The organism is Pseudomonas sp. FW305-E2 (genome assembly GCF_058782925.1).
The window spans coordinates 211,267-236,923 of record NZ_JBYSYE010000003.1; the positions used below are offsets into that span (position 1 = coordinate 211,267).

Genomic DNA, 25,657 nt, shown 5'->3' on the forward strand with positions numbered 1-25,657 from the left:
CAAAAAACCGCTTTTTCAGAATAAATCGCACCGAAAACGCCCCTTTTCAGGGTATGGGAATAGCTGTCGGACGAGTTGCACCTTCCACACGAAAAATTAGGGTTGCACCTGGTTGCACCCGAATTGTCCTACAGATACTCTTGACGCCAGCTTAGGCCACAACCGTGGCAATAACGAGGATAAGAAATGGCGACTACCACCCTTGGGGTCAAACTCGACGACCCGACCCGTGAGCGACTCAAAGCAGCTGCGCAGTCCATTGACCGCACGCCGCACTGGTTGATCAAGCAAGCGATCTTCAACTATCTGGAGAAGCTCGAGGGTGGCGCCACCCTGACCGAACTCAACGGTCATGTCAGCAACCTGGCCGACGATGCCGGTGAAGTCCAGGCCGACCACAGCCACCAGTGCTTCCTCGAATTTGCCGAAAGCATCTTGCCGCAGTCGGTACTGCGCTCGGCGATCACCGCTGCCTACCGCCGACCGGAGCAGGAAGTGGTGCCGATGCTGCTGGAGCAGGCGCGCCTGAGCGCGCCACTGGCCGAAGCCACCAACAAGCTGGCCGCGGGCATTGCCGAAAAGCTGCGCAATCAGAAAAGCGCCGGCGGCCGTGCCGGTATCGTCCAGGGCCTGCTGCAAGAATTCTCGCTGTCGTCTCAGGAAGGCGTGGCGCTGATGTGCCTGGCCGAAGCCCTGCTGCGTATCCCCGACAAAGGTACCCGTGATGCGCTGATCCGCGACAAGATCAGTACCGGCAACTGGCAGCCGCACCTGGGCAACAGCCCGTCACTGTTCGTCAACGCCGCCACCTGGGGGCTGCTGCTGACCGGCAAGCTGGTCAGCACCCATAACGAAACCGGCCTCACCTCCTCGCTCACCCGCATCATCGGCAAGAGCGGCGAACCGATGATCCGCAAGGGCGTCGACATGGCCATGCGCCTGATGGGTGAGCAGTTCGTCACCGGCGAGACCATTGCCGAAGCCCTGGCCAACGCCAGCCGTTTCGAGGCCAAAGGCTTCCGTTACTCCTACGACATGCTCGGCGAAGCCGCACTGACCGAGCACGACGCGCAGAAGTACCTGGCGTCCTACGAGCAAGCCATCCACTCGATCGGCAAGGCCTCGCATGGCCGTGGCATCTATGAAGGCCCAGGTATCTCGATCAAGCTGTCGGCACTGCACCCGCGCTACAGCCGCGCCCAGTACGAGCGCGTGATGGAGGAGCTGTACCCGCGCCTGCTGTCGCTGACCCTGCTGGCCAAGCAGTACGACATCGGCCTTAACATCGACGCCGAAGAAGCCGACCGCCTGGAGCTTTCGCTGGACCTGCTCGAACGCCTGTGCTTCGAGCCATCCCTGGCTGGCTGGAACGGCATCGGCTTCGTTATCCAGGCCTACCAGAAGCGCTGCCCGTACGTGATCGACTACGTCATCGATCTGGCCAAGCGCAGCCGCCACCGCCTGATGATCCGCCTGGTAAAAGGCGCCTACTGGGACAGCGAGATCAAGCGTGCCCAGGTCGAAGGCCTGGAAGGCTACCCGGTCTATACCCGCAAGGTGTACACCGACGTGTCCTACGTCGCCTGCGCCCGCAAGCTGCTGGCCGTGCCAGAAGCCATCTACCCGCAGTTCGCCACCCACAACGCCCACACCCTGTCGGCCATCTACCACATTGCCGGGCAGAACTATTACCCGGGCCAGTACGAGTTCCAGTGCCTGCACGGCATGGGCGAGCCGCTGTACGAGCAAGTGGTCGGCAAGATTGCCGATGGCAAGCTGAACCGCCCGTGCCGCGTGTATGCACCGGTCGGCACCCATGAAACGCTGCTGGCCTACCTGGTGCGCCGCCTGCTGGAAAACGGCGCGAACACCTCGTTCGTCAACCGCATTGCCGACCACTCGATTTCCATCCAGGAACTGGTCGCCGACCCGGTGGCCAGCATCGAGCGCATGGGTACCCAGGAAGGCAGTATCGGCCTGCCGCACCCACGCATTCCCCTGCCGCGCGACCTGTATGGCACCGAACGGGCCAACTCGGCCGGTATCGACATGGCCAACGAACACCGCCTGGCATCGCTGTCCTGCGCCATGCTGGCCACCGCTCACAATGACTGGAAGGCTGCCCCGCTACTGGCCTGCGCCGCCAGCGAGAGCGCAGCCGCACCGGTGCTGAACCCGGCTGACCACCGCGACGTCGTCGGCCATGTGCAGGAGGCCACCGTTGCCGACGTGGACAACGCCATCCAGTGCGCACTGAACGCCGCACCGATCTGGCAGGCCACCCCGCCAGCCGAGCGTGCTGCCATTCTGGAGCGCACCGCCGACCTGATGGAGGCCGAGATCCAGCCGCTGATGGGCCTGCTCATCCGCGAGGCCGGCAAGACCTTCGCCAACGCCATTGCCGAAGTGCGTGAAGCCGTGGACTTCCTGCGCTACTACGCGGTGCAAGCACGTAACGACTTCAGCAACGACGCCCACCGCCCACTGGGCCCTGTGGTGTGCATCAGCCCATGGAACTTCCCGCTGGCGATCTTCACCGGCCAGGTGGCCGCAGCCCTGGCTGCCGGCAACCCGGTACTGGCCAAGCCTGCCGAGCAAACCCCACTGATCGCCGCCCAGGCCGTGCGCCTGCTGCTGGAAGCTGGCATCCCAGAAGGCGTGCTGCAGCTGCTGCCTGGCCGCGGTGAAACCGTCGGAGCCGGCCTGGTCGGGGACGAACGCGTCAAAGGTGTGATGTTCACCGGCTCCACTGAAGTGGCCCGCCTGCTGCAGCGCAACGTCGCTGGCCGTCTGGACAACCAGGGCCGCCCGATCCCGCTGATCGCCGAAACCGGCGGCCAGAACGCGATGATCGTCGACTCCTCGGCACTGACCGAACAGGTCGTGATCGACGTGGTGTCCTCGGCCTTCGACAGTGCCGGCCAGCGTTGCTCGGCCCTGCGCGTACTGTGCTTGCAGGAAGACTCCGCCGACCGCGTAATCGAGATGCTCAAGGGCGCCATGGCTGAAAGCCGCCTGGGCTGCCCGGACCGCCTGGCCGTGGACATCGGCCCGGTGATCGATGCCGAAGCCAAGGCTGGCATCGAGAAGCACATCCAGGGCATGCGCGAGAAAGGCCGCCCGGTCTACCAAGTCGCTATTGCAGATGCTGCCGAGATCAAGCGTGGCACTTTCGTCATGCCAACCCTGATCGAGCTGGACAGCTTCGACGAGCTGAAGCGCGAAATCTTCGGCCCCGTGCTGCACGTGGTGCGCTACAACCGCCGCAATCTGGACCAGCTGATCGAGCAGATCAACAACTCCGGCTACGGCCTGACCCTCGGCGTGCACACCCGTATCGACGAGACCATCGCCAAGGTGGTGGAAACCGCCAACGCCGGCAACATGTACGTCAACCGCAACATTGTGGGTGCAGTGGTGGGCGTGCAGCCGTTCGGTGGTGAAGGCCTGTCGGGCACCGGCCCGAAAGCCGGCGGCCCGCTGTACCTCTACCGCCTGCTGTCGACCCGCCCGGCCGACGCCATCGGCCGCCACTTCCAGCAGCAGGACGGCGAAGGCAAGCCGGACCGCACCCTGCACGAACAGCTGGTCAAGCCGCTGCACGGCCTGAAGGCCTGGGCCGAGAGCAACCAGCTGGCCGACCTGGCCGCGCTGTGCAGCCAGTTCGCCAGCCAGTCGCAGAGCGGCATCGCCCGCCTGCTGCCTGGCCCGACCGGCGAGCGCAACAGCTACACCATCCTGCCGCGTGAGCACGTACTGTGCCTGGCCGACAACGAAACCGACCTGCTGGCGCAGTTCGCCGCAGTCCTGGCCGTTGGCAGCTCGGCGGTGTGGGTTGACGGTGAACCGGGCAAGGCCCTGCGCGCCCGCCTGCCGCGTGAGCTGCAGGCCAAGGTGAAGCTGGTCGCGGACTGGAACAAGGATGAAGTGGCGTTCGATGCCGTGATCCACCATGGCGACTCGGACCAGTTGCGCGGCGTATGCCAGCAGGTGGCCAAGCGTGCCGGGGCGATCGTTGGGGTGCACGGGCTGTCCAGCGGTGATCACCAGATTGCGCTGGAGCGCCTGGTCATCGAGCGCGCGGTGAGCGTGAACACTGCGGCGGCAGGCGGTAACGCCAGCCTGATGACCATTGGCTAATGGCTGAGGGTGGTTGAAGAAGAAGGAGAGCCTCGGCTCTCCTTTTTTATGCGTGCATGTCCTGAAGCAGGGGCTGGTCTAACAGGTGCTCACCAGAACGTGGTCATGCCAACGGTGACTTGGTGTCTTCTGTTGTTACCGTTTATCCCCTGGAGATTCTCGGCTGCCTGGGCCGGTCCTTTCGCGGGTAAACCCGCCCCTATACACATGCACAGGCCGTCGTGTAGGAGCGGGTTCACCCGCGAAGAGGCCGGACCTGCCGGCCAGTTTCTACCCGTCGTTCACCGTTGCCGCCACCACCGTATTCGCGGGTAAACCCGCTCCTACTCCGGATCAGTGCCGGACACACATCGGGGGTTGGACACAGGCCGCTGTAGGGTTTACCCGCGAAAGGCCCCGTCCAGACAGACCTATCAAAAAAGCCTTGCAGCAGGCTTCTACCCAGCATCGTATTGTCTTCAAGGCAAGTGGAAACGCGGGGTGGATCGGGGACTATCCGGAGCTCCCCTCAGACAGAGCTCCGGCCAAAAATTGCTCAAACCATTGGTGAAAGCGCAATCAAAGCAAACAGCTGTGCTGCCATAAGCGCAATACCCAGCAGCATCCAAAGCCAATTGGCCAGCGTGAACCGGCTGTTGGCCTTCCCTTCTTTGTCACCCGCACTGAAATTGATGCCCTTCTGCATGAACACCAGAATGATCAGCCAAGCTGCCTGAATGGCTAAGCCTGCAAAATAGGCCGGCCACAGTTGGCCTTCCAACACGACGCTGGCAGCCACCCAGACAACGCAAAAACCGTAATAGCCCAGCGTGAGCCCCAGGATCGACCACGGATAGGTTTTACCTGAGTCGCGAATATGGTCATTTACCCTTCTCAATAATGGATAGATGAAGAACACTGCAAAAGCGCTTCGCCAGAACGGACTTACGCGCTCTCCCGTTTTCTCTCTATGCAGACTCCAACTTTGATAGAAGCAATAAACCCAGTAGAAGCCCAAGGTAAAGAAAGTCATTACACCAAATTTCATGGGTGAGACTACGAAGAAGGGAACCTGGTTGCCGTTGGCCTCAGCCAAGTCACCGTGGTGGGCATCACTCATCTGAAACGTTTCCTTGTGAACACCAAAACGCACATTCAAGGCCAACTGATATTCGATCCGCAGCAGTCCATTTCCGATCGGGATTGCGGGAAACGTCTCTATATTCTCCCGAGCAGGCATTACACGACCTGACCTTGCGTTGGTTTCACCAATAACCGGCAGGCTCCCGGCGTTCTCAACCCATATCACGCAAACCTATTAACCTGTCCCCAGTCTCACCACGCTCCTAAACTCGCAGCATCCCGCCTCAGGACCGCCACCATGCCCGAGACCTTGCTCAGCCCCCGCAACCTCGCCTTCGAGCTCTACGAAGTCCTCGACGCCGAAGCCCTGACCCAACGCCCGCGCTTCGCCGAGCACAGCCGTGAAACCTTCGATGCGGCACTGACCACCGCCCGCACCATCGCCGAAAAGTATTTCGCCCCGCACAACCGCAAGGCCGACGAAAACGAGCCACGCTACGTGGACGGCCGCGCCGAGCTGATTCCCGAGGTGAAGCCCGCCGTCGATGCCTTCCTCGAAGCCGGCTTCCTCAACGCCAACCGGGACTTCGAGGTCGGCGGCATGCAGCTGCCCAGCCTGGTCTCGCAAGCCTGCTTCGCCCACTTCCAGGCCGCCAACGCCGGCACCACGGCCTACCCGTTCCTGACCATGGGCGCGGCCAACCTGATCGAGAGCTTCGGCTCCGATGAACAGAAGCGCCTGTTCCTGCAACCGATGATCGAGGGCCGCTACTTCGGCACCATGGCGCTGACCGAACCCCACGCCGGCTCGTCGCTGGCCGACATCCGCACCCGCGCCGAACCAGCAGGCGACGGCAGCTACCGGCTCAAAGGCAACAAGATCTTCATTTCCGGCGGCGACCACGAACTGTCGGAAAACATCGTGCACATGGTGCTGGCCAAGCTTCCGGACGCCCCGCCCGGGGTCAAGGGCATTTCGCTGTTCATCGTGCCCAAGTACCACGTAAACCCGGACGGCAGCCGTGGCCCGCGCAACGATGTGCTGCTGGCCGGGCTGTTCCACAAGATGGGCTGGCGCGGCACCACCTCGACCGCGCTGAACTTCGGCGACAATGGCCAGTGCGTCGGCTATCTGGTCGGCCAGCCGCACCAAGGCCTGGCCTGCATGTTCCAGATGATGAACGAGGCGCGGATAGGCGTAGGCATGGGCGCGGTGATGCTGGGTTACGCCGGCTACCTTTACTCCCTGGAATACGCTCGCCAGCGGCCGCAGGGCCGGCGGCCAGACAACAAGGACCCACACAGCCCGGCGGTGCCGATCATCGAGCACACGGATGTGAAGCGCATGCTTCTGGCGCAGAAGGCCTACGTAGAAGGCGCCTTTGACCTGGGCCTGTACGCCGCGCGCCTGTTCGACGACACCCATACGGCCGCTGACGAAAACACCCGCAAGCTGGCGCAGGACCTGCTCGACCTGCTGACCCCGATCGTCAAATCCTGGCCCTCGGCGTTCTGCCTCAAGGCCAACGAATTGGCGATCCAGATTCTTGGCGGCCACGGCTACACCCGCGAATACCCGGTGGAGCAGTACTACCGTGACAACCGTTTGAACCCGATCCACGAAGGTACCGAGGGTATCCAGTCGCTCGATCTGCTCGGTCGCAAGCTGGCACAGCACAATGGTGCCGGCCTCAAGCAGCTGATCCGCCTGATCGCCACCACCTGCGAACGTGCCAGCCATCACCCGAACCTTGACCCACTGCGTCAGCCGCTGGAGCAACTGGCCAACCGCCTGCAGGGGGTCACCCTGGTCCTGCTCGGTGACCTCGCCCACGGCAAAGTCGCTGGTGCCTTGGCCAACTCTGCCTTGTACCTCAAGGCCTTCGGCCACTGCGTGATCGGCTGGCGCTGGTTGGAGCAAGCGGTTCACGCCGAACTTGGTCTGCTCAAGGGAACCGCTGCTGATCGCGACTTCTACCTCGGCAAGCTGCAAGCTGCGCGTTATTTCCTGACCTGGGAAGTACCGGGCTGCCATAATGAGCTGGCATTGCTCGAGGCACACGACGATACCTGCCTCGGCATGCAAGACGGGTGGTTCTAGGGGGAGCCACCGTGTACACGGAGGCATCCGCATGTTCGATTCCAGCGCCCTGCTGCGCCAGCGCTTTGCTGCGCTGCGCAGTACGGCCGAGTTGTTTTCCCTGCGCCATGTGAAACAGTCTCACCAGGCGCTTTCGGTTCGCCGCAACGTCGCCGAACCACCCTTCTTCAGCCAGGATGAGGGCGCCATGCTCACCGTGCGGGTCAATGGCGTGGAGGCCTACGCTGCCACCGCCGACCTGTCCCAGGCTGGCCTGCAGCGCGCGCTTGAGCAAGCCGAGGCGCTGGCGCGGCAGATCGCCCGGCACAGCCTGCTGGACCTGCGCGAACACGCCGTGACCAGTGCACGCCACGACCATGTTTCGCCCAACTTCGACCAACCCGTACCCAGCCTCGCCGACTGCCTTGGCCTGCTCGCCGCCGAATCGGCCAGCGTGCCCAGGGACAGCCGTTTGGTGGACTGGCAGGCCAGCCTGGGGCTGAGCCTGGTCGAGCAAACCTACCTGAACTCGGCCGGCGCCGAACTGCGCCATGCCCAGCGCTTCCTGTTCCCGGGCATGGGGGTGACCGCCAGCGACGGCCAGGACAGCCAAAGCCGCAGCCTGGGCCGCGACAACTTCGGCCAACAGGGTGGTTTCGAGATCATCGAGCGCTGCGGCCTGGTCGGCGCGGCCAGTCGGGTGGCCGACGAAGCACTGCAACTGCTGCTGGCACCGAACACCCCCAGTGGCCCGCGTGACCTGCTATTGATGCCGGACCAGATGATGCTGCAGATTCACGAATCCATCGGCCACCCGCTGGAGATGGACCGCATTCTCGGCGACGAGCGCAACTACGCCGGCACCAGCTTCGTCAAAGCCAGCGACTTCGGCCACCTGCAGTACGGCTCCAGCCTGCTGAACGTGACCTTCGACCCGACCATTGGCGAAGAGCTGGCCAGCTACAGTCATGACGACGACGGCACCCCGGCCAGCAAAGCATTCCTGATACGCGGCGGCCTGCTGCTGCGCCCGCTGGGTGGCGCGCTGTCGCAGTTCCGCTCTGGCCTGGACGGCGTGGCCAACAGCCGTGCCTGCGGCTGGAACCGCGCGCCGATCGACCGCATGGCCAACCTCAACATCGAGCCGGGCGACCAGTCTTTCGAGCAACTGGTCGGAGGCATCGAGCAGGGCATCCTGATGCGTACCAACCGTTCCTGGTCCATCGACGATGCGCGCAACAAGTTCCAGTTCGGCTGCGAATGGGGCCAGTTGATTGAAAATGGCGAGCTCAAGGGCATCGTCAAGAACCCCAACTACCGCGGCATCTCCGCGCAGTTCTGGCGCAACCTGTCGGCGGTTGGCGACCACAGTACCTTCCAGGTGCTGGGCACGCCCAACTGTGGCAAGGGCGAACCCAATCAGGTGGTGCGGGTCGGCCACGCCTCGCCGGCCTGTGTGTTCCGCCAGATCGATGTATTCGGAGGAGACGCCTGATGAAGCACGCTTTCGAAACCCTGGTCGGGGAGGTGCACGCCGCCCTTCAGGCGGGCGAGCAGTTCACCCTCGGTTACAGTGCCGAGCAATCGCAGTTCGTGCGTTTCAACCATGCCAAGGTGCGACAGGCCGGCGAAGTCAGCCAGGCCAGCGCGCAACTGCGGCTGGTGCGCGATGGGCGCCAGGCGGAACAGCAGGTGACCTTGAGTGGCGACGTGCAACTGGATCGCCAGCGCCTGAACGTTGCGCTCGAGCAGCTGCGCCAGACCTTGCCGCTGCTGGCACTCGACCCTTACCTGCGCCTGGACGAAAACGCCTGGCACAGCCATAGCCTGCAGGAACACCCCCTGCCCGCACTGAACGAAGTACTGGCCCTGCTCGAGCGTGAAGCAGGTGACCTGGACCTGGTCGGCATCTACGCCGCCGGCCCGGTCTGCCGCGGCTTCGCCAGCTCGTTCGGCGCCTTCGGCTGGCACCAGGCCAACAGTTTCAACGTCGACTGGAGCCTGTTCCACGATAATGGCCAGGCAGTGAAGGCCAACTATGCCGGCCAGGCCTGGAGTGCCGACGACTTCACCGCACGCCTGCGCCAAGCACGAGAGCAGTTGGGTTTCCTCGGCCGCCCGGCAGTTACCCTCAAGCCCGGCACCTACCGCGCCTACCTTGCACCTGCGGCCATGGACGAAGTCGCCGGCATGTTGTGCTGGGGTGGCTTTTCCGCGCAGGCCCTGGCCACTGGCAACAGCGCTCTGCAGCGCCTGTACAACGGCGATGCACGGCTTAGCCCGCTGGTCAGTTTTACCGAGCAGGTCAGCGGCTCGCTTAGCCCGGCATTTTCCGATGAAGGTGCGCCGCGCCTGGATGTGCCGCTGATCCAGCAAGGCGAGGCCCGGCAGCGGTTGATCAGTGCGCGCAGTGCGGCCGAGTTCGAGCTGCAGGCCAATGGCGCCGACGGCTACGAGTCGCCCTGTGCGCTCAGCCTGGCGCCGGGCAATCTGGCCAGTGCGCAGATCCTTGAGCGTCTAGGCACCGGGCTGTACATCAGCAACCTGTGGTACCTGAACTACTCGGACCTGCCAGCGGCGCGCATGACCGGGCTGACCCGCTTCGCCACTTTCTGGGTAGAAGACGGGCAGATCCAGGGGCCGGTGAGTACCATGCGCTTCGATGACAGCTTGTACAGCTTGCTGGGCAGCCAGCTGGAGGACCTGACCCAGGAGCGCGAGATGATCCTGTCGACCAGTACTTATGGACAGCGCAGTACCGGGTCGAGTCATTTGCCCGGGGCACTGGTCAAAGGCCTGACCCTGACATTGTGACTGGACTTGCCGGCCCTTTCGCGGCTAAAGCCGCGCCTACAAGGAACGCGTAACCCCTGTAGGAGCGGCTTTAGCCGCGAAAGGGCCGGCACTGACAAACGAGGACGTCATGCCCGAACGCACCCCGCTGGACCCCGTCACCGCCCGCTGGATCCCTTGGGTGGTGGCCATCGCCTTCTTCATGCAGTCCCTGGACGGCACCATCCTCAACACGGCGCTGCCGGCCATGGCCCGCTCGTTGGCCGAAGACCCCTTGCGCATGCAGGGTGTGATCATTGCCTACATGCTCACCGTGGCCCTGCTGATCCCCGCCTCAGGCTGGATCGCCGACCGTTTCGGCACCAAGCGCATCTTCTTCAGCGCTATCTTGCTGTTCAGCTTTGGCTCGCTGCTGTGCGCCGCAGCCAACAGCCTTGGCTTCCTGATCTTCGCCCGCGTAGTGCAAGGCCTGGGCGGTGCGCTGATGCTGCCGGTCGGGCGGCTGGTGGTGCTGCGCGCCTACCCACGCAGCGAGCTGGTGCGGATCATGAGTTTCATCACCATCCCCGGCCTGCTCGGGCCATTGCTGGGGCCAACGGTTGGTGGCTGGCTGGTGGAAATCCTCAGCTGGCACTGGATCTTCCTGCTCAACCTGCCTGTCGGCCTGCTTGGCTGCATTGCCGTGTGGAAGTTCATCCCGGACTTGCGCGGCGCCGAGCGCACCACCTTCGACGGCCCTGGTTTCCTGCTGTTCGGCGCAGCGATGGTACTGATCACCATTGCCATGGAAGGCCTGGGCGAGCTGCACCTGCCGCACTTGCGGGTAATGTTGCTGCTGTTCGCCGGCATGGCCTGCCTGGCCGCGTACTGGCTGCGCGCCGGGCGCGACCCGGAGCCGCTGTTCTCGCCAAGCCTGTTCCGCGTGCGCACCTTCGCCATCGGCATCCTCGGCAACCTGTTCGCCCGCCTGGGCAGCGGCGCGCTGCCGTTCCTGGTGCCGTTGCTGCTGCAGGTTGCGCTGGGCTACTCACCCGCCCAGGCAGGCATGAGCATGATCCCGCTGGCGGCGGCGGCCATGCTGGCCAAATCCTTTGCCCGACCGCTGATCGAACGGTTCGGCTATCGCATCATCCTCACCGGCAATACCTTGCTGCTGGGCATCCTGCTGGCAAGCCTGGGCCTGGTGGACGAGCAGACCCCCTATTGGCTGCTGTTGGTGCAACTTGGCCTTCTGGGCGCAGTGAACTCCATGCAGTTCACTGCGATGAACACAGTGACGCTCATCGATCTCGACGACGCCAGCGCCAGTAGCGGTAACAGCCTGCTGTCGGTGGTCGCGCAACTGTCGCTGAGCCTGGGTGTGGCCTGCGCCGGCGCACTGTTGGGCGGCTTTACTGCGGCAGGCAGCGCCGAGGGCGTGGAAACCACCCTGGGCGCGTTCCAGCTGACCTTCGTCACCATCGGCGTAATGGCCATGCTGGCAGCGGCGATCTTCCTGCAGCTGGCGCCGACGGACGGAAGGCGTGCCCGTCGTCCGGAACAACACATGGAGTCGTAGGGCGAATGGCCACGAGGCTGGTAGACTATGCGGCATTTTTCGCTTCGCACCGCAGGCCCGCCTCGTGACCACCGAATCCACCGCCTTTGCCACCTTGCCGCTGTCCACTGCCATGCTGGCCAACCTGGAAGCCCTCGGCTATGCCTCGATGACGCCGATCCAGGCCCAGAGCCTGCCTGTCATCCTCAAAGGCCAGGACCTGATCGCCCAGGCCAAGACCGGTAGCGGCAAGACTGCCGCCTTCGGCATCGGCCTGCTCAACCCGATCAACCCGCGCTACTTCGGCTGCCAGGCGTTGGTGCTCTGCCCTACCCGCGAACTCGCCGACCAGGTGGCCAAGGAGCTGCGCCGCCTGGCCCGTGCCGAGGACAACATCAAGATCCTGACCCTGTGCGGCGGCGTTTCACTGGGCCCACAGATCGCTTCGCTGGAGCACGGTGCGCACATCATCGTCGGCACCCCAGGGCGCATCCAGCAGCACCTGGACAAAGGCACCCTGGTCCTGGACGGGTTGAACACCCTGGTGCTGGACGAAGCCGACCGCATGCTCGACATGGGCTTCTTCGACGCCATCGCCAGCATCATCGGCAAGACCCCTTCGCGCCGCCAGACCCTGCTGTTCTCGGCCACCTACCCGGCCGGCATCAAGCAACTGGCCGCCGACTTCATGCGCAACCCGCAGCAGGTCAAGGTCGAAAGCCTGCACACCGACAACCAGATCGAGCAGCGTTTCATCGAGATTGACCCGCAGCAACGCCTGGAAGCCGTCACCCGCGTGCTCGGCCACTACCGCCCGCAGTCGTGCGTAGCGTTCTGCTTCACCAAGCAGCAATGCGAGGACGTGGTTGCCCACCTGACCGCCAAGGGCATCGTCGCCCAGGCCCTGCACGGCGACCTGGAGCAGCGCGACCGTGACCAGGTGCTGACCATGTTCGCCAACCGCAGCAGCTCGGTGCTGGTGGCTACCGACGTGGCCGCGCGCGGCCTGGACATCGATGGCCTGGACATGGTCATCAACGTGGAGCTGGCGCGTGATGCGGAAATCCACGTGCACCGCGTGGGCCGTACCGGCCGCGCCGGCGAGAAAGGCGTTGCGGTCAGCCTGGTGGCACCGGCCGAAGGCCACCGCGCCCAGGCCATCGAAGCGCTGCAGAAGAGCCCGCTGCGCTGGGACCAGCTGGACAGCCTGAAAAACAAGGGCGGCGAGCCCCTGCTGCCGGTGATGACCACACTGTGCATTGCCGCTGGCCGCAAGGACAAGCTGCGCCCTGGCGACATCCTGGGGGCCCTGACCGGTGATGCCGGCATCCCGGGCAAGCAAGTGGGCAAGATCGCCATCTTCGACTTCCAGGCGTTTGTGGCCGTGGAGCGTGCGCTCGCCAAGCAAGCCATGCAGCGACTGAACAGCGGCAAGATCAAGGGTCGCGCCCTGAAAGTCCGCATTCTCTAAAGCCAGGCAAAGCCCCCTGTAGGAGCGGGTTTACCCGCGAACGCGGCAGTAAATGCATCGTCGCATTCGCGGGTGATCCCACTCCCACAGGGTTCAGCATTTCAATCTGAAGGTTCATACCGTGCACTCCACCGACGTGATCATCCTTGGCGCCGGCGCCGCCGGCCTGATGTGCGCCCAGCTCAGTGCCCGTCGCGGCCGCCGGGTGCTGCTGCTCGACCACGCCAACAAGCCAGGCAAGAAAATCCTCATGTCCGGCGGCGGGCGCTGCAACTTCACCAACCTGTACACCGAGCCGGCCAACTTCCTTTCGCACAACGCGCACTTCTGCAAGTCGGCCCTGGCCCGCTACACCCAGTGGGACTTCATCGAACTGGTGTGCAAGCACGGCGTGGCGTACCACGAGAAGAAGCTCGGCCAGCTGTTCTGTGACAACAAGGCCAGCGACATCCTCGACATGCTGCTGGCCGAGTGCGACGAGGCCGGTGCCGAGATCCGCATGCACACCAGCATCGAACAGATCGAGAAGACCGAAAGCGGCTACCTGCTGCAGACCAGCGGCGGCCAGTTCACCTGCCAGTCGCTGGTCATCGCCACTGGCGGCCTGTCGATCCCGACCCTGGGCGCCACCGGTTTCGGCTACCAGGTGGCCCGTCAGTTCGGCCACACCTTGCTGCCAACCCGCGCCGGGCTGGTGCCATTCACCATCACTGAGCCCCAACTCAAGGCGATGTGCACCGAATTGTCCGGCACCTCACTGGACTGCACCGCCAGCTGCAATGGCACCAGCTTCCGCGAAAACCTGCTGTTCACGCACCGCGGCCTGAGCGGCCCGGCGATCTTGCAGATCTCGTCGTTCTGGGAAGCCGGTGACACGGTCGAGATCAACCTGCTGCCCGACCGGGATGCGCTTTCCTGGCTGCAACAGATGCAGGCCGAGCGCGCCAATGCCGAACTGAAGACCGTGCTGGGCGAGGTGTTCACCCGCAAGCTGGCTAACTTGCTGGCCGAGCAGTGGTTCGAATCGAAGCCGATGAAGCAGTACACACCGGCGGAACTGGCGCACATCGCCGAAAAGCTGGCGAACTGGCAAGTGGTGCCAGCCGGCACCGAAGGCTACCGCACCGCCGAAGTGACCCTGGGCGGCGTGGATACCCGCGAGGTGTCGTCCAAGACCATGGAGTCGCTGAAAAGCCCCGGTTTGTACTTCATCGGTGAAGTGCTGGATGTCACCGGCCACCTGGGCGGTTTCAACTTCCAGTGGGCCTGGGCATCGGCGAACGCCGCCGCGCAGTTCGTGTAGAGTAGAATCCTTTCAGCAGCACGGAACGCTTCTTGCTGGCCCGTGCTTGGCGCCGTTATTGGGGCCGCTGCGCGCCCCTTCGCGGGCACGCCCGCTCCCACAGGGGCCTGTGTCGTACGTGTGGGAGCGGGCGTGCCCGCGAAGGGGCACGCAGCGGCCCCAATAACCGGCCCTGAAAGGTATTCTTCTGATCACCGCCTGGCAGGCCATCATGTCATCGAGCTCGTTCCGTCAGTCACTGCGTCGCCTGTGGGGCCAAGACAAGTTCAGCTACAGCATCCGGGTCACCATTGCCCTCACCGGCAGCCTGGCCCTGTGCTGGTACCAGAACGAGATGGCCCTGCTGATTCCGCTGTTCCTCGGCATCATCGCCAGCGCCCTGGCCGAAACCGACGACAGCTGGCAGGGCCGCCTCAGCGCCCTGGCCGTTACCCTGGTGTGCTTCGCTATCGCTGCACTGGCAGTCGAGTTGCTGTTCCCCTACCCCTGGATCTTCGTCATTGCCCTGGCCCTGGCGGCCTTTGGCCTGACCATGCTCGGGGCGCTGGGCGAGCGCTACGGCGCCATCGCTTCGGCCACCTTGATCACTGCGGTCTACACCATGATCGGCGTGGACCAGCGCGGCGGCCAGGTCACCGACTTCTGGCACGAACCGCTGCTGCTGGTGGCAGGTGCGGCCTGGTACGGGCTGTTGTCGGTGCTGTGGCAGGCGCTGTTTTCCAACCAGCCGGTACAACAGAGCCTGGCCAAACTGTTCTTCGAGCTGGGCAGCTACCTGAAGCTCAAGGCCAGCCTGTTTGAACCGGTCCGCACGCTCGACGTCGAGGCACGGCGCCTGGAACTGGCCCAGCAGAACGGCAAGGTGGTGGCCGCGCTGAACGCAGCCAAGGAGATCATCCTGCACCGGGTGGGCAACAGCCAACCCAACTCGAAGGTAAGCCGCTACCTCAAGCTGTACTTCCTGGCCCAGGACATCCACGAGCGTGTCAGTGCCTCGCACTACCCCTACAACGCACTGACCGAGGCGTTTTTCCACAGCGACGTCATGTTCCGCTGCCAGCGCCTGTTGCGTAAGCAGGGTTCATCCTGCCAGGAACTGGCCCGCTCGATCCGCCTGCGCCAACCATTCGTGCTGGCCAGCGGTTATCCAGAAGCCCTCGAAGACCTCAACGCCTCGCTGGAGCACCTGCGCATCCAGAGCAACCCGGCCTGGCGCGGCCTGTTGCGCTCACTGCGGGCACTCGCCGCCAACCTGGCAACACTGGACCGCCTGCTCAGTGCCGCCAGCAACCCGGACAGCCTGGCCGACGCCAGCGACAGCAGCCTGCTCGACCGCTCGCCGCGCTCGCTGAAGGACGTGTGGACGCGCCTGCGCACCCAGCTCACACCGACCTCGCTGTTGTTCCGCCATGCCTTGCGCCTGCCGCTGGCGCTGTCGATCGGCTATGGCATGGTGCACCTGATTCACCCGACCCAGGGCTACTGGATCATCCTCACCACGCTGTTCGTGTGCCAGCCCAACTACGGGGCCACGCGGCGCAAGCTGGTGCAGCGAATCTTCGGCACTGCCGTTGGCCTGACAGTGGGTTGGGCCTTGTTCGACCTGTTCCCCAACCCGGTCATCCAGTCGTTGTTCGCCGTGGTTGCCGGGGTGGTGTTCTTCGTCAACCGCACCACCCGCTACACCCTGGCCACTGCCGCGATCACCCTGATGGTGCTGTTCTGCTTCAACCAGATCGGCGATGGCTACGGCCTGTTCCTGCCACGCCTGTTCGATACCCTGGTCGGCAGCCTGATTGCCATTCTTGCAGTGTTCCTGTTCCTGCCTGACTGGCAGGGCCGACGGCTGAACAAGGCGCTGGCCAATACCCTGGCCTGCGCCAGCGTTTACCTGCGCCAGATCATGCAGCAGTACGCCCACGGCAAGCGCGACGACCTGGCCTACCGCCTGGCCCGGCGCAATGCCCACAACGCTGACGCGGCGCTGTCCACCACCTTGGCCAACATGCTGATGGAGCCGGGGCATTTCCGTAAGGAGGCCGACGTTGGCTTTCGCTTCCTGGTGCTGTCGCACACGTTGCTCAGCTACCTCTCGGGGTTAGGCGCGCACCGCGACACGGCGTTGCCAGCGGAGGTGCAGGAGCAGTTGATCGAAGGCGCCGGGCAAAGCCTGGCCAGCAGCCTGGACGAAATTGCCAACGGCCTGGCCGCACGGCTGCCGGTGGCGATTCACAGTGATACCGAAGAGGCGTTGGCCAATGCCCTGGAGCAGATGCCGGAAGATCTGGATGAGCATCAGCGGCTGGTGCAGACGCAGCTGGCGTTGATATGCCGGCAGCTGGGGCCACTGCGGACCCTGGCGGCACACCTGATCAAGGAGAATGCCCCGGCCTGATCGTTTTAGTGCCTGTGCTCAAAAGCCGTACTGACGCAGCAGCCGAGCATAGCTGCCATCGGCCTTCATCGCCGCTATCGCCTGCTCGAAGCGCTCGACGATCCGCTCATGCTCCGGGTGCTTCAGGCTGACCAGAATATGCAGGGTGTTCTCCCCCAGCGGCGGATCCACCAGCATCACCCCATCACGCACGTCCTGCGGCTCACGCTGCAGGTTGTAGCGGGCCACGTACTCGTCTTCCACCGCCAGGCTTACCCGCCCTGCCGCCAACATGCGTACCGCAGAAGAGAAGTTGCGCACTGGCACTTTGTGCAGATGGGGATCCCCGTCGAATTCCGGTGAATAGGCGTAATCACGCACTACGGCAATGCTATAGGCATAAAGGTCAGACAGACGCTTGTAGCTAAACGCCTCGCCCTTACGCTGCAGCAGGCGAATACGATTACTCAGGTAGGCGTTGGAAAACTGCCCGATACTGACGCGCGAGTCGTTGTACCAGGCATTGATCAGCACGTCGTAGCGCCCTTCACCTACCCCCAGCAACGCACGCGCCCACGGCACCTCTTCATAGCCGCTGGCGTAGCCGGCACGCGCCAGTGCCGTGGTAACGATGCTGGTCGCAAGGCCGCCGCCCGGCATCTTGGCATCGGTGAACGGTGGCCAGTTATCGGCCACCAGGCGTAGCTTGGCGTGACCCGGGGAAGGTGTTGCCAGCATCGTTGCCAGTAAACCCAGAACACAAAGCAGTGGCCGCATGCTCACGTCCTTTCGCAATGGAGGGCAACACTGCCAGTGAGATTACACAAAGCGGTTGCCGAGGGCAGCGGCCAATAGTGTCATTTAGCCTCTATTTTGGCCGAAGCACATGCAGCATGCGATGATCGAGCCCCATCCAAGGAGTTCGTGCCCATGTCAATCGACTGGATCTGCAAGCACCACACCGACCTCGGCAAGGAGCAGCTCTATGCCATTTTGCAGCTACGCACTGAAGTACTCGTGGTGGAGCAGCGCCACGCCTACCAGGAAGTCGATGGTCAGGACCTGACTGGCGATACCCTGCACCTCATGGCCTGGCAGGAAGACAAGCTGGTGGCCTACCTGCGCCTGCTGGATCCGCAGTCACAAGGTGGGGATGTGGTGATCGGACGAGTGGTGACATCAGCGCAGGCACGAGGTTTGAACCTTGAAGAAAGCTTGCTGCTGAAGGGGCTGGAGGCGGCGGAGCATTGTTGGCCGGGGGTGCCGGTTTTTCTGTCGGCTCAGGCGCACTTGCAGGATTTCTATGCCCGCCATGGGTTTGCGGTGGTGAGCGGCGAGTCGCTGGTGGACGGCATCTCGTCTATCGGCATGCGTAGGGGTTGAGTCAACCGTGTGGTAGCGGGCCTGCCCGCGAGGCAGGCACTGAGGGGGATGGCACGGGCTTCGCCCGTGTTCGCGGGGAAACCCGCTCCTACGGGCGACCGCGCAGGCTTTTCAAATCAGGGGTAGCCCAGCACTTCGCGGATTTGCCGCAAGTGACGGATGATCCACTGCTTGTCGATCGCTCCCCAATCATGAATGCGATAATGCCCGGCGTGGTTGCGTGCGCCTTCCTGCTGTTCGAACTCGCAGACGATGTCCAGGTCGGCCAGCGCGGCGATAGTGTCCTGAGCTGTACGACGGGGCATGCCGGTGGCCTCCATCAGGGCGGGCACGCTGGTCGCGGTCTGGCTATCGATCAGCCAGGCCACGTACAGGCGGCGGTAGAAGCTGCTCTTGGTCTTGCTCACTTCCATGCTGCATGTTCCTTAGAGGTTGCCCGGCAGCTCCCGGTAGGTCAGGTAGACGCGCAGGTCGAATTCCAGTTGGTGATAGTCCGGCTCCATGTGCTGGCAGAGCTGGTAGAACGCTTTGTTGTGATCTCGCTCGCGCAGGTGCGCCAACTCGTGCACAACAATCATGCGCAAGAACTGTGGCGCGGCCTCCTTGAACAGCGAGGCAATGCGGATTTCCTTCTTCGCCTTGAGCTTGCCGCCCTGCACCCGCGACACCGCCGTGTTCAAGCCCAGGGCCCGATGCGTCAGATCGAGGCGGCTGTCGAACAATACCTTGTCCAGGTTTGGCGCACTTCGCAGGTACTGTTGGCGCAGATCCTGGGCATAGCCATACAGCGCCTTGTCGTTTTGCACGTCATGGCGGTCAGGGTAACGGCGCTGCAGGTATTCACCCAGGCGGTCGCTGTCGATCATCTGCCGCACCTGCGCCTGCAGGTGCGGGGGGTAGGCTTGCAAGTAACGTAGTACGGTCATGGCGCTGTATTCGGCGTAACGAATGCCGATTCTAGCCAATCACGGCCCTGGCCAGGAGAAAATTGCCGGGAAGCCGCTAGCGTCAGCAGCGGTCATCGGATAAGCCACCAGGAAACCCTGAACGTATTCGCAACCATTGGCCTTGAGCCAGGCGGCCTGCGCCGGGGTCTCCACACCCTCGGCGATCACCGTGATACGGTAGTCGGCGCACAGGCCGATCACGCTGCGAACCAACGCAGCATCTACCGCCGAATCGGGCAGACGGGCCACCAGATGCCGGTCAAGCTTGAGGGTGTCGATAGGCAGGTCGCGCAGCATGCGCAACGAACAGTCACCCGCACCAAAGTCATCCAGGGCCACCCTCACGCCCAGCTCACGCAAGCGGTGTATCTGTTTGACGGCCGCGTCGATGTTATACATCAGCGACGTTTCCGCCACTTCCACCTCCAACTGCGTCGGGACAAGCTGGTAAAGCTGGATGACCCGTTGCAGTTCCTCGACCAGGCCAGGCATGACGAACTGCGCGCGGCTCAGGCTGATGCCGAGCACAAGGTCCGGCGGAAACCTGTCGTACCAGGCCTGCCGCTGCGCGGCCCCCTGGCGGTAGATCCAGCTGGCCAGGCGATTGATCAGCCGCGCTTCTTCCAGCAACGGGATGAACAGCCCCGGCGGTACATCGCCAACGCTGGGGTGCTGCCAGCGCAGCAAGGCCTCGAAACCACGCAGGCGGCCATCGTGGAAGGCGACCTGTGGCTGATACACCAAGGTAAAGTCCTGCTGCTCGATGGCCATGCGCACGCTGTCCTCGAGCATCAATCGCGAGCGCGCCCGTCCGTTGAGTTCCTGGTCGTAGAAGCGGTATTGCTGGCGCCCCGCTTGCTTGGCTGCGTACATCGCTGCATCGGCCGAACGCAGCAGGCCTTCAACATTGGCGCCACAGTCCGGGTAGGTGGCAATGCCGATGCTGACCCCAAGGCATACATCGAGCCCGTCGACCTCATGGCTGATGGAAACACGCTCGAGCAACCGTTCGGCATAACGCCCGGCCTGCTCCGGGTAGGGCAAGCTGTCGAACAGTGCAGTGAACTCATCCCCGCCCATACGCGCCAGCAAGGCCTCACTGCCCAGGCAGTCCTTGAGCTGCTCGGCCACCCAGCGCAACACCCGGTCGCCCGCGTCGTGGCCGAGCGAGTCGTTGATGCGCTTGAAGCCATCCAGGTCCATGTACATCAGCGCCTGCGCCTTGTCCGAGCGCTCGTTGCGCAACAGAGCACCTTCAGCAGCCTGGTAAAAACCACGGCGGTTGAGCAGGCCGGTGAGCGGGTCGGTAATGGCCTGGTATTCCAGCTGCTGATGCAAGTTACGCACCACCGACATGTCCAGCACGGTCACCACCATGGCCTGTTGGTCGGCCGGCAACGGCGCACAGGACAGCGCCACCGGCACAAGCTCCCCCCCTTGGGTCCGCAGTTGGGCATCATGTACGCGGAAGATTTGCCGCCCCTGGTAGGCCTTGTAGAAGTCCGACTCGCGCCACAGGCTGGTACTGGTCAGTTGCACAACGTCGAGCAATGGGGTGCCCTGCAGTTGTTGCACCGGTGCCGCCAGCAAACGGGAAATGGCCGGATTGGCAAAACTGATGATGCCATGGGCATCAACCACCAGAATGCCTTCGGCGGCATTCTCCAGGATGGACGCATTGAATGCCCTGGCCGCCTCCAGTTCGCGACTGAGCTGCTGCAGCATGCGTCGGTTGCGCTGCTGGTCGAGCAGCGCCTGGACCTTGGGCTTGAGTATTTGCGGGTCGAACGGTTTGAACATGTAGTCCACGGCGCCGCTGGCGTAGCCTTTGAGCACGGCCGCGTCGGACTGTTCGTTGGCGGTGAGGAAAATGATCGGGGTCAGTCGAGTACGCTGATTGCCGCGCATCAGCCGGGCGACTTCGAAGCCGTCCATTTCCGGCATCTGTACATCCATCAACACCAGGTCGACTTCGTACTCAAGCAACGCGCTCAAGGCTTCTATCCCAGAGCTCGCCGTCAATACTTGCCAATCCTGCCGGGCCAGCAAGGCCCGCATGCTGATGAGGTTCTCGGGGTAGTCGTCTACCACCAGAAGAACTGAGCTGCCATCCAGTGGCTGCTGTTGAGGGTAAGCGCCATCCATGCTGCTTCTCTGTTATGTGACCGACTTCAAAATACGGTTGGATCCATTAGTACTCTAGTCCTGAGGCTGCAACACGCAATGCAATCAGAACGCTATCAATGGTTAAACTGTACGGTAGCCGACTAACGGTCGGTCTGCGGAAATTATGTACAGGTTTCCATCGCCCATAAAAAAACCCGCATCACTGCGGGTTTTTCAGGGTTACCTGTCGATCAGTTGACCTTGGCGGCCAGTTCACCTTTCAGGTAGCGCTGGTACATACCTTCCAGAGAGATCGGCTTGATCTTCGAAGCATTGCCCGCGGTGCCGAAGGCCTCATAACGAGCGATGCACACGTCGCGCATGGCCTTGATGGTTTCACCGAAGAACTTGCGTGGGTCGAACTCGCTCGGGTTCTGCGCCATCAGACGGCGCATGGCACCGGTAGAGGCCAGACGCAGGTCGGTATCGATGTTGACCTTGCGCACGCCATGCTTGATGCCTTCAACGATTTCTTCGACCGGTACACCGTAGGTTTCTTTGATGTCGCCGCCGTACTGGTTGATGATCGCCAGCCACTCTTGCGGTACCGAGGACGAACCGTGCATCACCAGGTGGGTGTTGGGGATGCGCTTGTGGATTTCCTTGATACGATCGATGGCCAGCACGTCACCGGTTGGTGGCTTGGTGAACTTGTAGGCACCGTGGCTGGTACCGATGGCGATCGCCAGGGCGTCGACCTGGGTCTTCTTGACGAAGTCGGCGGCTTCTTCCGGGTCGGTCAGCATCTGGCTGTGATCCAGCACGCCTTCGGCGCCGATCCCGTCTTCTTCACCGGCCATGCCGGTTTCCAGGGAACCCAGGCAGCCCAGTTCGCCTTCAACCGAAACGCCGCAGGCGTGAGCCATGGCAACGGTCTGCTGGGTAACGCGGACGTTGTACTCGTAGTCGGTCGGGGTCTTGCCGTCTTCACCCAGCGAACCGTCCATCATGACCGAGCTGAAGCCCAGCTGGATCGAGCGCTGGCAGACGTCAGGGCTGGTACCGTGGTCCTGGTGCATGCACACCGGGATGTGCGGGAACTCTTCGATGGCAGCCAGGATCAGGTGGCGCAGGAATGGCGCACCCGCGTATTTGCGGGCACCGGCCGAAGCCTGAACGATCACCGGGGAGTCGGTCTTGTCGGCCGCTTCCATGATGGCGCGCATCTGCTCGAGGTTGTTGACGTTGAAAGCTGGTACGCCGTAGCCGAACTCGGCGGCGTGGTCCAGCATCTGGCGCATGCTAATGAGTGCCATTGTGTATCTCTCTCCCGACAAGCGTCGTTTGTTTCGTGCAAGCCTGCCGCAGGGGCGGTTGCTGTTCAAGTAGTGTGGGCCACCCTCGCGGCCCGGCCAGTCACGGTGCCTTGCAGCCCCGCCCAATCAGATCGTTGGTTGCCACCCAGTACACCAGGCCTTCTTCGCCCTTGGTGTGGAAGGCCAGCATGCCATCGCTGTACAGCGCACCCGAGGCACCCGGTTCAGCCTTGAGCCGGTACACCTGGTCGCCGCCGCCAAGGCGCACGTCAACCTGGTCACGTTGCGCATCGGCGAAGCGCCAAAGCACCTCAGCCTGGGTGTCGCAGACCCAACGGGTCCAGTTGTCTGCCGGGGCCGGTTGCGCCGGCTGCAGCAGTGAGCATCCTGCCAGTGTCGCCAGGGCCGTCACGGCCAAAAGCGCTTTCATTCAGTTTCCTCGATTTGGGGCTGCTGTGCAGCCCTTCCTCAAGACCACAAATCAACGTTCAGGTTGCCTATTACCCGATCAAGGGCAACCCGGCGCCTTGCGCTGGTGGTCTTCGTCGTACTTTTCCAGGCCTTCCGGGCCCACGCGCTTGCCGATGACCGGCACAGTCTCGGCCTGCCATTCGGACTGATAGCAACCGCCCTTGTGCGACTGCGCCGGGTCGGCATCCGAGGCCGGGCTGCCCGCGCAAGCGCTCAGCAGACCGGCCAGCATCATCACAGGCAATTGTTTGACCACCAGGCCACTCCCTTTGCCAAGCGCCGACGTCATCAGGCCTTGGCCCGCTCTTCCAGGATTGCCACAGCTGGCAGGACCTTGCCCTCGACGAACTCGAGGAAGGCGCCACCACCGGTAGAAATGTAGGAGATTTCCTTGCTGACGCCGTATTTGTCGATGGCTGCCAGGGTGTCACCGCCACCGGCGATGGAGAACGCGGCGCTGTCGGCGATGGCCTTGGCCAGTACCTTGGTGCCGTTGCCGAACTGATCGAATTCGAACACGCCCACCGGGCCGTTCCACAGAATGGTTTTCGACGATTTCAGCAGCTCGGCGAAGTTGGCCGCGGTTTGCGGGCCGATGTCCAGGATCATGTCGTCGGCAGCAACGTCGGCGATGGCCTTGACGGTGGCTTCGGCGGTCTCGGCAAACTCCTTGGCAACCACCACATCAACTGGCAGCGGCACGCTGACCTTGGCAGCAATGGCCTTGGCGGTGTCGACCAGGTCAGGCTCGTACAGCGACTTGCCCACCGGGTGGCCAGCAGCGGCCAGGAAGGTGTTGGCAATACCGCCACCGACGATCAGCTGGTCGCAAACACTGCTCAGGCTGTTCAGCACGTCCAGTTTGGTGGAAACCTTGGAGCCGGCAACGATGGCCGCCATTGGCTTGGCCGGGGCCTTCAGGGCCTTGCCCAGGGCGTCCAGTTCGGCAGCCAGCAGCGGGCCTGCAGCAGCGACTTTGGCAAACTTGGCTACACCGTGAGTGGAACCCTCGGCGCGGTGGGCGGTGCCGAAGGCGTCCATGACGAACACGTCGCACAGGGCAGCGTACTTCTGCGCCAGCTCGTCGGCGTTCTTTTTCTCGCCCTTGTTGAAGCGCACGTTCTCGAACAGCACCAGTTCACCGGCCTGTACCGCGACACCGTCCAGATAGTCGGCAACCAGCGGCACATCACGGCCCAGGGCCTTGCTCAGGTAATCGGCGACCGGCTTGAGGCTGTTCTCGGCAGAGAATTCGCCTTCGGTCGGGCGGCCCAGGTGCGAGCAGACCATTACCGCTGCGCCCTTCTCCAGGGCCAGCTTGATGGTCGGCAGCGCTGCCAGGATACGCGCATCGCTGGCTACCACACCGTCCTTCACAGGCACGTTGAGGTCTTCGCGGATCAGTACGCGCTTACCTTGCAGGTCGAGGTCGGTCATCTTCAACACGGTCATGAATGCAGTCCTTCAGGGCTGTTTGGTGCGGGTTGGGTGAACGACGTGCAGAAAGTGTTCGGCAACGTCGAGCATACGGTTGGCAAAACCCCATTCGTTGTCGAACCAGGCCAGCAGGTTTACCAGGCGAGGCCCGGAAACACGCGTCTGGCTGGCATCGACAATCGCCGAATGTGGGTCATGGTTGAAATCACAACTGGCGTGCGGCAGCTCGGTGTAAGCCAGCAAGCCTTTAAGCGGACCTTCCAGCGCAGCCTCGCGCAGCACTCGGTTGACTTCGGCCGCACTGGTGTCGTGGGCAGTCTGCAGGGTGATGTCCAGGCACGAGACGTTGACGGTCGGTACACGTACCGCTTTGGCCTGGATTCGCCCGGCAAGTTCCGGAAGCAGGCGCTCGATGCCACGCGCCAGGCCAGTGGACACAGGAATCACCGACTGGAAGGCCGAACGCGTGCGGCGCAGGTCTTCGTGGTGATAGGCATCGATCACCGGCTGGTCGTTCATCGCCGAGTGGATGGTGGTGATCTGTACATATTCGATGCCGAACGCCTGGTCCAGCACACGCAGCAGCGGCACGCCGCAGTTGGTGGTGCACGAGGCGTTGGACACCAGGCGCTCGCTGCCGGTAAGGCAGGCCTGGTTGATGCCGTAGACCACCGTGGCGTCAACGTCGGCCTCGCTGGCCATGGGCTGCGAGAACAGCACCCTTGGCGCACCGGCGTCGAGGAAACGCTGGCCATCGGCACGGGTGTTATAGGCACCGGAACACTCCAGCACCAGGTCGATGCCCAGCGCAGCCCAGTCGATGCCTTCGGGGGTGGCACTGCGCATTACCTTCACGCAATCGCCATTGATGTGCAGACAGTCGCCGTCGACCTTGACCTCGCCGGGAAAACGCCCGTGGGTGGAGTCGAAGCGTGTCAGGTATTCCAGGCTGGCCTGATCGGCCAGATCGTTCAGCGCGACGATCTCGAAACCGGCCTTTGCCCCCCGCTCGAACAGCGCGCGCAGGACACAGCGGCCGATACGGCCATAACCGTTGAGTGCAACTTTGTAGGGACGCGGGTGGGGCATTGGTTGGCTCGCTAACGCATGATGGCTTTGAGGCCGCGTTGCGGCCCATCGCGACGCAAGGCCGCTCCCACAGGGACCGCGCCATCCGGAGGACAGCACCGTTTCTGTGGGAGCGGCCTTGCGTCGCGATGGAGGGCAAAGCCCTCCC

General features: G+C 63.2%; 19 protein-coding genes. 9 read left to right on the forward strand and 10 right to left on the reverse strand.

Going from position 1 to position 25,657, the window contains the following annotated elements; all coding sequences use genetic code 11:
* The first annotated feature begins 186 nt into the window (after positions 1–186).
* The gene (gene putA / locus AC3WLP_RS04875) at positions 187–4,140 is read left to right on the forward strand and encodes a trifunctional transcriptional regulator/proline dehydrogenase/L-glutamate gamma-semialdehyde dehydrogenase (RefSeq protein WP_012053883.1); all 3,954 of its coding nucleotides are present in this window, start codon (positions 187–189) and stop codon (positions 4,138–4,140) included.
* A 535-nt stretch (positions 4,141–4,675) separates the two neighbouring features.
* On the opposite strand, the gene AC3WLP_RS04880 is transcribed toward putA, so the two are convergent.
* The gene (locus tag AC3WLP_RS04880; protein WP_017147988.1) at positions 4,676–5,359 is read right to left on the reverse strand and encodes a hypothetical protein; all 684 of its coding nucleotides are present in this window, start codon (positions 5,357–5,359) and stop codon (positions 4,676–4,678) included.
* A gap of 141 nt (positions 5,360–5,500) precedes the next feature.
* Between AC3WLP_RS04880 and AC3WLP_RS04885 the strand changes: the two genes are divergently transcribed.
* The 7 genes from AC3WLP_RS04885 to yccS all read left to right on the forward strand — a co-directional run bounded on the left by AC3WLP_RS04885 (position 5,501) and on the right by yccS (position 16,781).
* On the forward strand, positions 5,501–7,303 hold the full coding sequence (locus tag AC3WLP_RS04885; RefSeq protein WP_088513290.1) for an acyl-CoA dehydrogenase: 1,803 nt from the start codon (positions 5,501–5,503) through the stop codon (positions 7,301–7,303).
* A 31-nt stretch (positions 7,304–7,334) separates the two neighbouring features.
* Positions 7,335–8,777: a TldD/PmbA family protein gene (locus tag AC3WLP_RS04890; protein ID WP_088513291.1), complete on the forward strand. Its 1,443-nt coding sequence runs from the start codon at positions 7,335–7,337 to the stop codon at positions 8,775–8,777.
* Positions 8,777–10,096, forward strand: coding sequence for a TldD/PmbA family protein (locus AC3WLP_RS04895; protein WP_014754642.1), 1,320 nt, complete (start codon positions 8,777–8,779; stop codon positions 10,094–10,096). The genes AC3WLP_RS04890 and AC3WLP_RS04895 overlap by 1 nt, the downstream gene beginning before the upstream one ends.
* 109 nt (positions 10,097–10,205) lie before the next feature.
* A complete protein-coding gene (gene mdtD, locus AC3WLP_RS04900) occupies positions 10,206–11,633 on the forward strand; it encodes a multidrug transporter subunit MdtD (protein WP_088513292.1) in 1,428 nt (475 codons plus the stop codon).
* 112 nt (positions 11,634–11,745) lie between these two features.
* Positions 11,746–13,083 carry an ATP-dependent RNA helicase DbpA gene (dbpA, locus tag AC3WLP_RS04905; RefSeq protein ID WP_230623076.1) on the forward strand — a complete coding sequence of 446 codons (1,338 nt, stop codon included), beginning with the start codon at positions 11,746–11,748 and terminating at the stop codon, positions 13,081–13,083.
* Between the two features lie 121 nt (positions 13,084–13,204).
* Positions 13,205–14,386: a BaiN/RdsA family NAD(P)/FAD-dependent oxidoreductase gene (locus tag AC3WLP_RS04910; protein ID WP_012053889.1), complete on the forward strand. Its 1,182-nt coding sequence runs from the start codon at positions 13,205–13,207 to the stop codon at positions 14,384–14,386.
* Between the two features lie 211 nt (positions 14,387–14,597).
* Entirely contained in the window at positions 14,598–16,781 is a 2,184-nt protein-coding gene (gene yccS / locus AC3WLP_RS04915; protein ID WP_088513293.1) for a YccS family putative transporter, read from the forward strand.
* A gap of 18 nt (positions 16,782–16,799) precedes the next feature.
* Here the strand turns inward: yccS and AC3WLP_RS04920 are convergent, their stop codons facing one another.
* The gene (locus AC3WLP_RS04920) at positions 16,800–17,537 is read right to left on the reverse strand and encodes a substrate-binding periplasmic protein (RefSeq protein WP_088513294.1); all 738 of its coding nucleotides are present in this window, start codon (positions 17,535–17,537) and stop codon (positions 16,800–16,802) included.
* Positions 17,538–17,690: 153 nt separating this feature from the next.
* On the opposite strand from AC3WLP_RS04920, the gene AC3WLP_RS04925 reads away from it, so the two are divergent.
* Positions 17,691–18,143, forward strand: a complete 453-nt coding sequence (locus AC3WLP_RS04925; protein WP_088513295.1) for a GNAT family N-acetyltransferase — start codon at positions 17,691–17,693, stop codon at positions 18,141–18,143.
* A 116-nt stretch (positions 18,144–18,259) separates the two neighbouring features.
* On the opposite strand, the gene AC3WLP_RS04930 is transcribed toward AC3WLP_RS04925, so the two are convergent.
* The 8 genes from AC3WLP_RS04930 to epd form a co-directional block, all read right to left on the reverse strand.
* Positions 18,260–18,556 carry a winged helix-turn-helix domain-containing protein gene (locus AC3WLP_RS04930; RefSeq protein ID WP_003249396.1) on the reverse strand — a complete coding sequence of 99 codons (297 nt, stop codon included), beginning with the start codon at positions 18,554–18,556 and terminating at the stop codon, positions 18,260–18,262.
* Between the two features lie 12 nt (positions 18,557–18,568).
* Complete coding sequence (locus AC3WLP_RS04935; RefSeq protein ID WP_004576612.1) at positions 18,569–19,069, reverse strand: M48 metallopeptidase family protein; 501 nt, start codon at positions 19,067–19,069, stop codon at positions 18,569–18,571.
* A 39-nt stretch (positions 19,070–19,108) separates the two neighbouring features.
* On the reverse strand, positions 19,109–21,235 hold the full coding sequence (locus AC3WLP_RS04940; RefSeq protein WP_088513296.1) for a putative bifunctional diguanylate cyclase/phosphodiesterase: 2,127 nt from the start codon (positions 21,233–21,235) through the stop codon (positions 19,109–19,111).
* A 212-nt stretch (positions 21,236–21,447) separates the two neighbouring features.
* Positions 21,448–22,512 carry a class II fructose-bisphosphate aldolase gene (fba, locus tag AC3WLP_RS04945; RefSeq protein WP_010955535.1) on the reverse strand — a complete coding sequence of 355 codons (1,065 nt, stop codon included), beginning with the start codon at positions 22,510–22,512 and terminating at the stop codon, positions 21,448–21,450.
* Positions 22,513–22,612: 100 nt separating this feature from the next.
* Positions 22,613–22,942 (reverse strand): MliC family protein, encoded by a 330-nt coding sequence (locus tag AC3WLP_RS04950; protein WP_004576614.1) that lies wholly within the window; start codon positions 22,940–22,942, stop codon positions 22,613–22,615.
* 78 nt (positions 22,943–23,020) lie between these two features.
* Positions 23,021–23,272 (reverse strand): hypothetical protein, encoded by a 252-nt coding sequence (locus tag AC3WLP_RS04955; RefSeq protein ID WP_014754651.1) that lies wholly within the window; start codon positions 23,270–23,272, stop codon positions 23,021–23,023.
* Positions 23,272–24,435 (reverse strand): phosphoglycerate kinase, encoded by a 1,164-nt coding sequence (locus AC3WLP_RS04960; RefSeq protein WP_003249382.1) that lies wholly within the window; start codon positions 24,433–24,435, stop codon positions 23,272–23,274. The genes AC3WLP_RS04955 and AC3WLP_RS04960 overlap by 1 nt, the downstream gene beginning before the upstream one ends.
* 12 nt (positions 24,436–24,447) lie before the next feature.
* Positions 24,448–25,509, reverse strand: a complete 1,062-nt coding sequence (epd, locus tag AC3WLP_RS04965; RefSeq protein WP_088513297.1) for an erythrose-4-phosphate dehydrogenase — start codon at positions 25,507–25,509, stop codon at positions 24,448–24,450.
* Between the last annotated feature and the right edge of the window lie 148 nt (positions 25,510–25,657).

Coding starts and splice junctions, on each gene's coding strand:
- putA (WP_012053883.1), top strand. CDS start 187: ATGGCGACTACCACCCTTGGGGTCAAACTCGACGACCCGACCCGTGAG.
- AC3WLP_RS04880 (WP_017147988.1), bottom strand. CDS start 5,359: ATGCCTGCTCGGGAGAATATAGAGACGTTTCCCGCAATCCCGATCGGA.
- AC3WLP_RS04885 (WP_088513290.1), top strand. CDS start 5,501: ATGCCCGAGACCTTGCTCAGCCCCCGCAACCTCGCCTTCGAGCTCTAC.
- AC3WLP_RS04890 (WP_088513291.1), top strand. CDS start 7,335: ATGTTCGATTCCAGCGCCCTGCTGCGCCAGCGCTTTGCTGCGCTGCGC.
- AC3WLP_RS04895 (WP_014754642.1), top strand. CDS start 8,777: ATGAAGCACGCTTTCGAAACCCTGGTCGGGGAGGTGCACGCCGCCCTT.
- mdtD (WP_088513292.1), top strand. CDS start 10,206: ATGCCCGAACGCACCCCGCTGGACCCCGTCACCGCCCGCTGGATCCCT.
- dbpA (WP_230623076.1), top strand. CDS start 11,746: ATGCTGGCCAACCTGGAAGCCCTCGGCTATGCCTCGATGACGCCGATC.
- yccS (WP_088513293.1), top strand. CDS start 14,598: ATGTCATCGAGCTCGTTCCGTCAGTCACTGCGTCGCCTGTGGGGCCAA.
- AC3WLP_RS04920 (WP_088513294.1), bottom strand. CDS start 17,537: ATGCGGCCACTGCTTTGTGTTCTGGGTTTACTGGCAACGATGCTGGCA.
- AC3WLP_RS04925 (WP_088513295.1), top strand. CDS start 17,691: ATGTCAATCGACTGGATCTGCAAGCACCACACCGACCTCGGCAAGGAG.
- AC3WLP_RS04930 (WP_003249396.1), bottom strand. CDS start 18,556: ATGGAAGTGAGCAAGACCAAGAGCAGCTTCTACCGCCGCCTGTACGTG.
- AC3WLP_RS04935 (WP_004576612.1), bottom strand. CDS start 19,069: ATGACCGTACTACGTTACTTGCAAGCCTACCCCCCGCACCTGCAGGCG.
- AC3WLP_RS04940 (WP_088513296.1), bottom strand. CDS start 21,235: ATGGATGGCGCTTACCCTCAACAGCAGCCACTGGATGGCAGCTCAGTT.
- fba (WP_010955535.1), bottom strand. CDS start 22,512: ATGGCACTCATTAGCATGCGCCAGATGCTGGACCACGCCGCCGAGTTC.
- AC3WLP_RS04950 (WP_004576614.1), bottom strand. CDS start 22,942: ATGAAAGCGCTTTTGGCCGTGACGGCCCTGGCGACACTGGCAGGATGC.
- AC3WLP_RS04955 (WP_014754651.1), bottom strand. CDS start 23,272: ATGACGTCGGCGCTTGGCAAAGGGAGTGGCCTGGTGGTCAAACAATTG.
- AC3WLP_RS04960 (WP_003249382.1), bottom strand. CDS start 24,435: ATGACCGTGTTGAAGATGACCGACCTCGACCTGCAAGGTAAGCGCGTA.
- epd (WP_088513297.1), bottom strand. CDS start 25,509: ATGCCCCACCCGCGTCCCTACAAAGTTGCACTCAACGGTTATGGCCGT.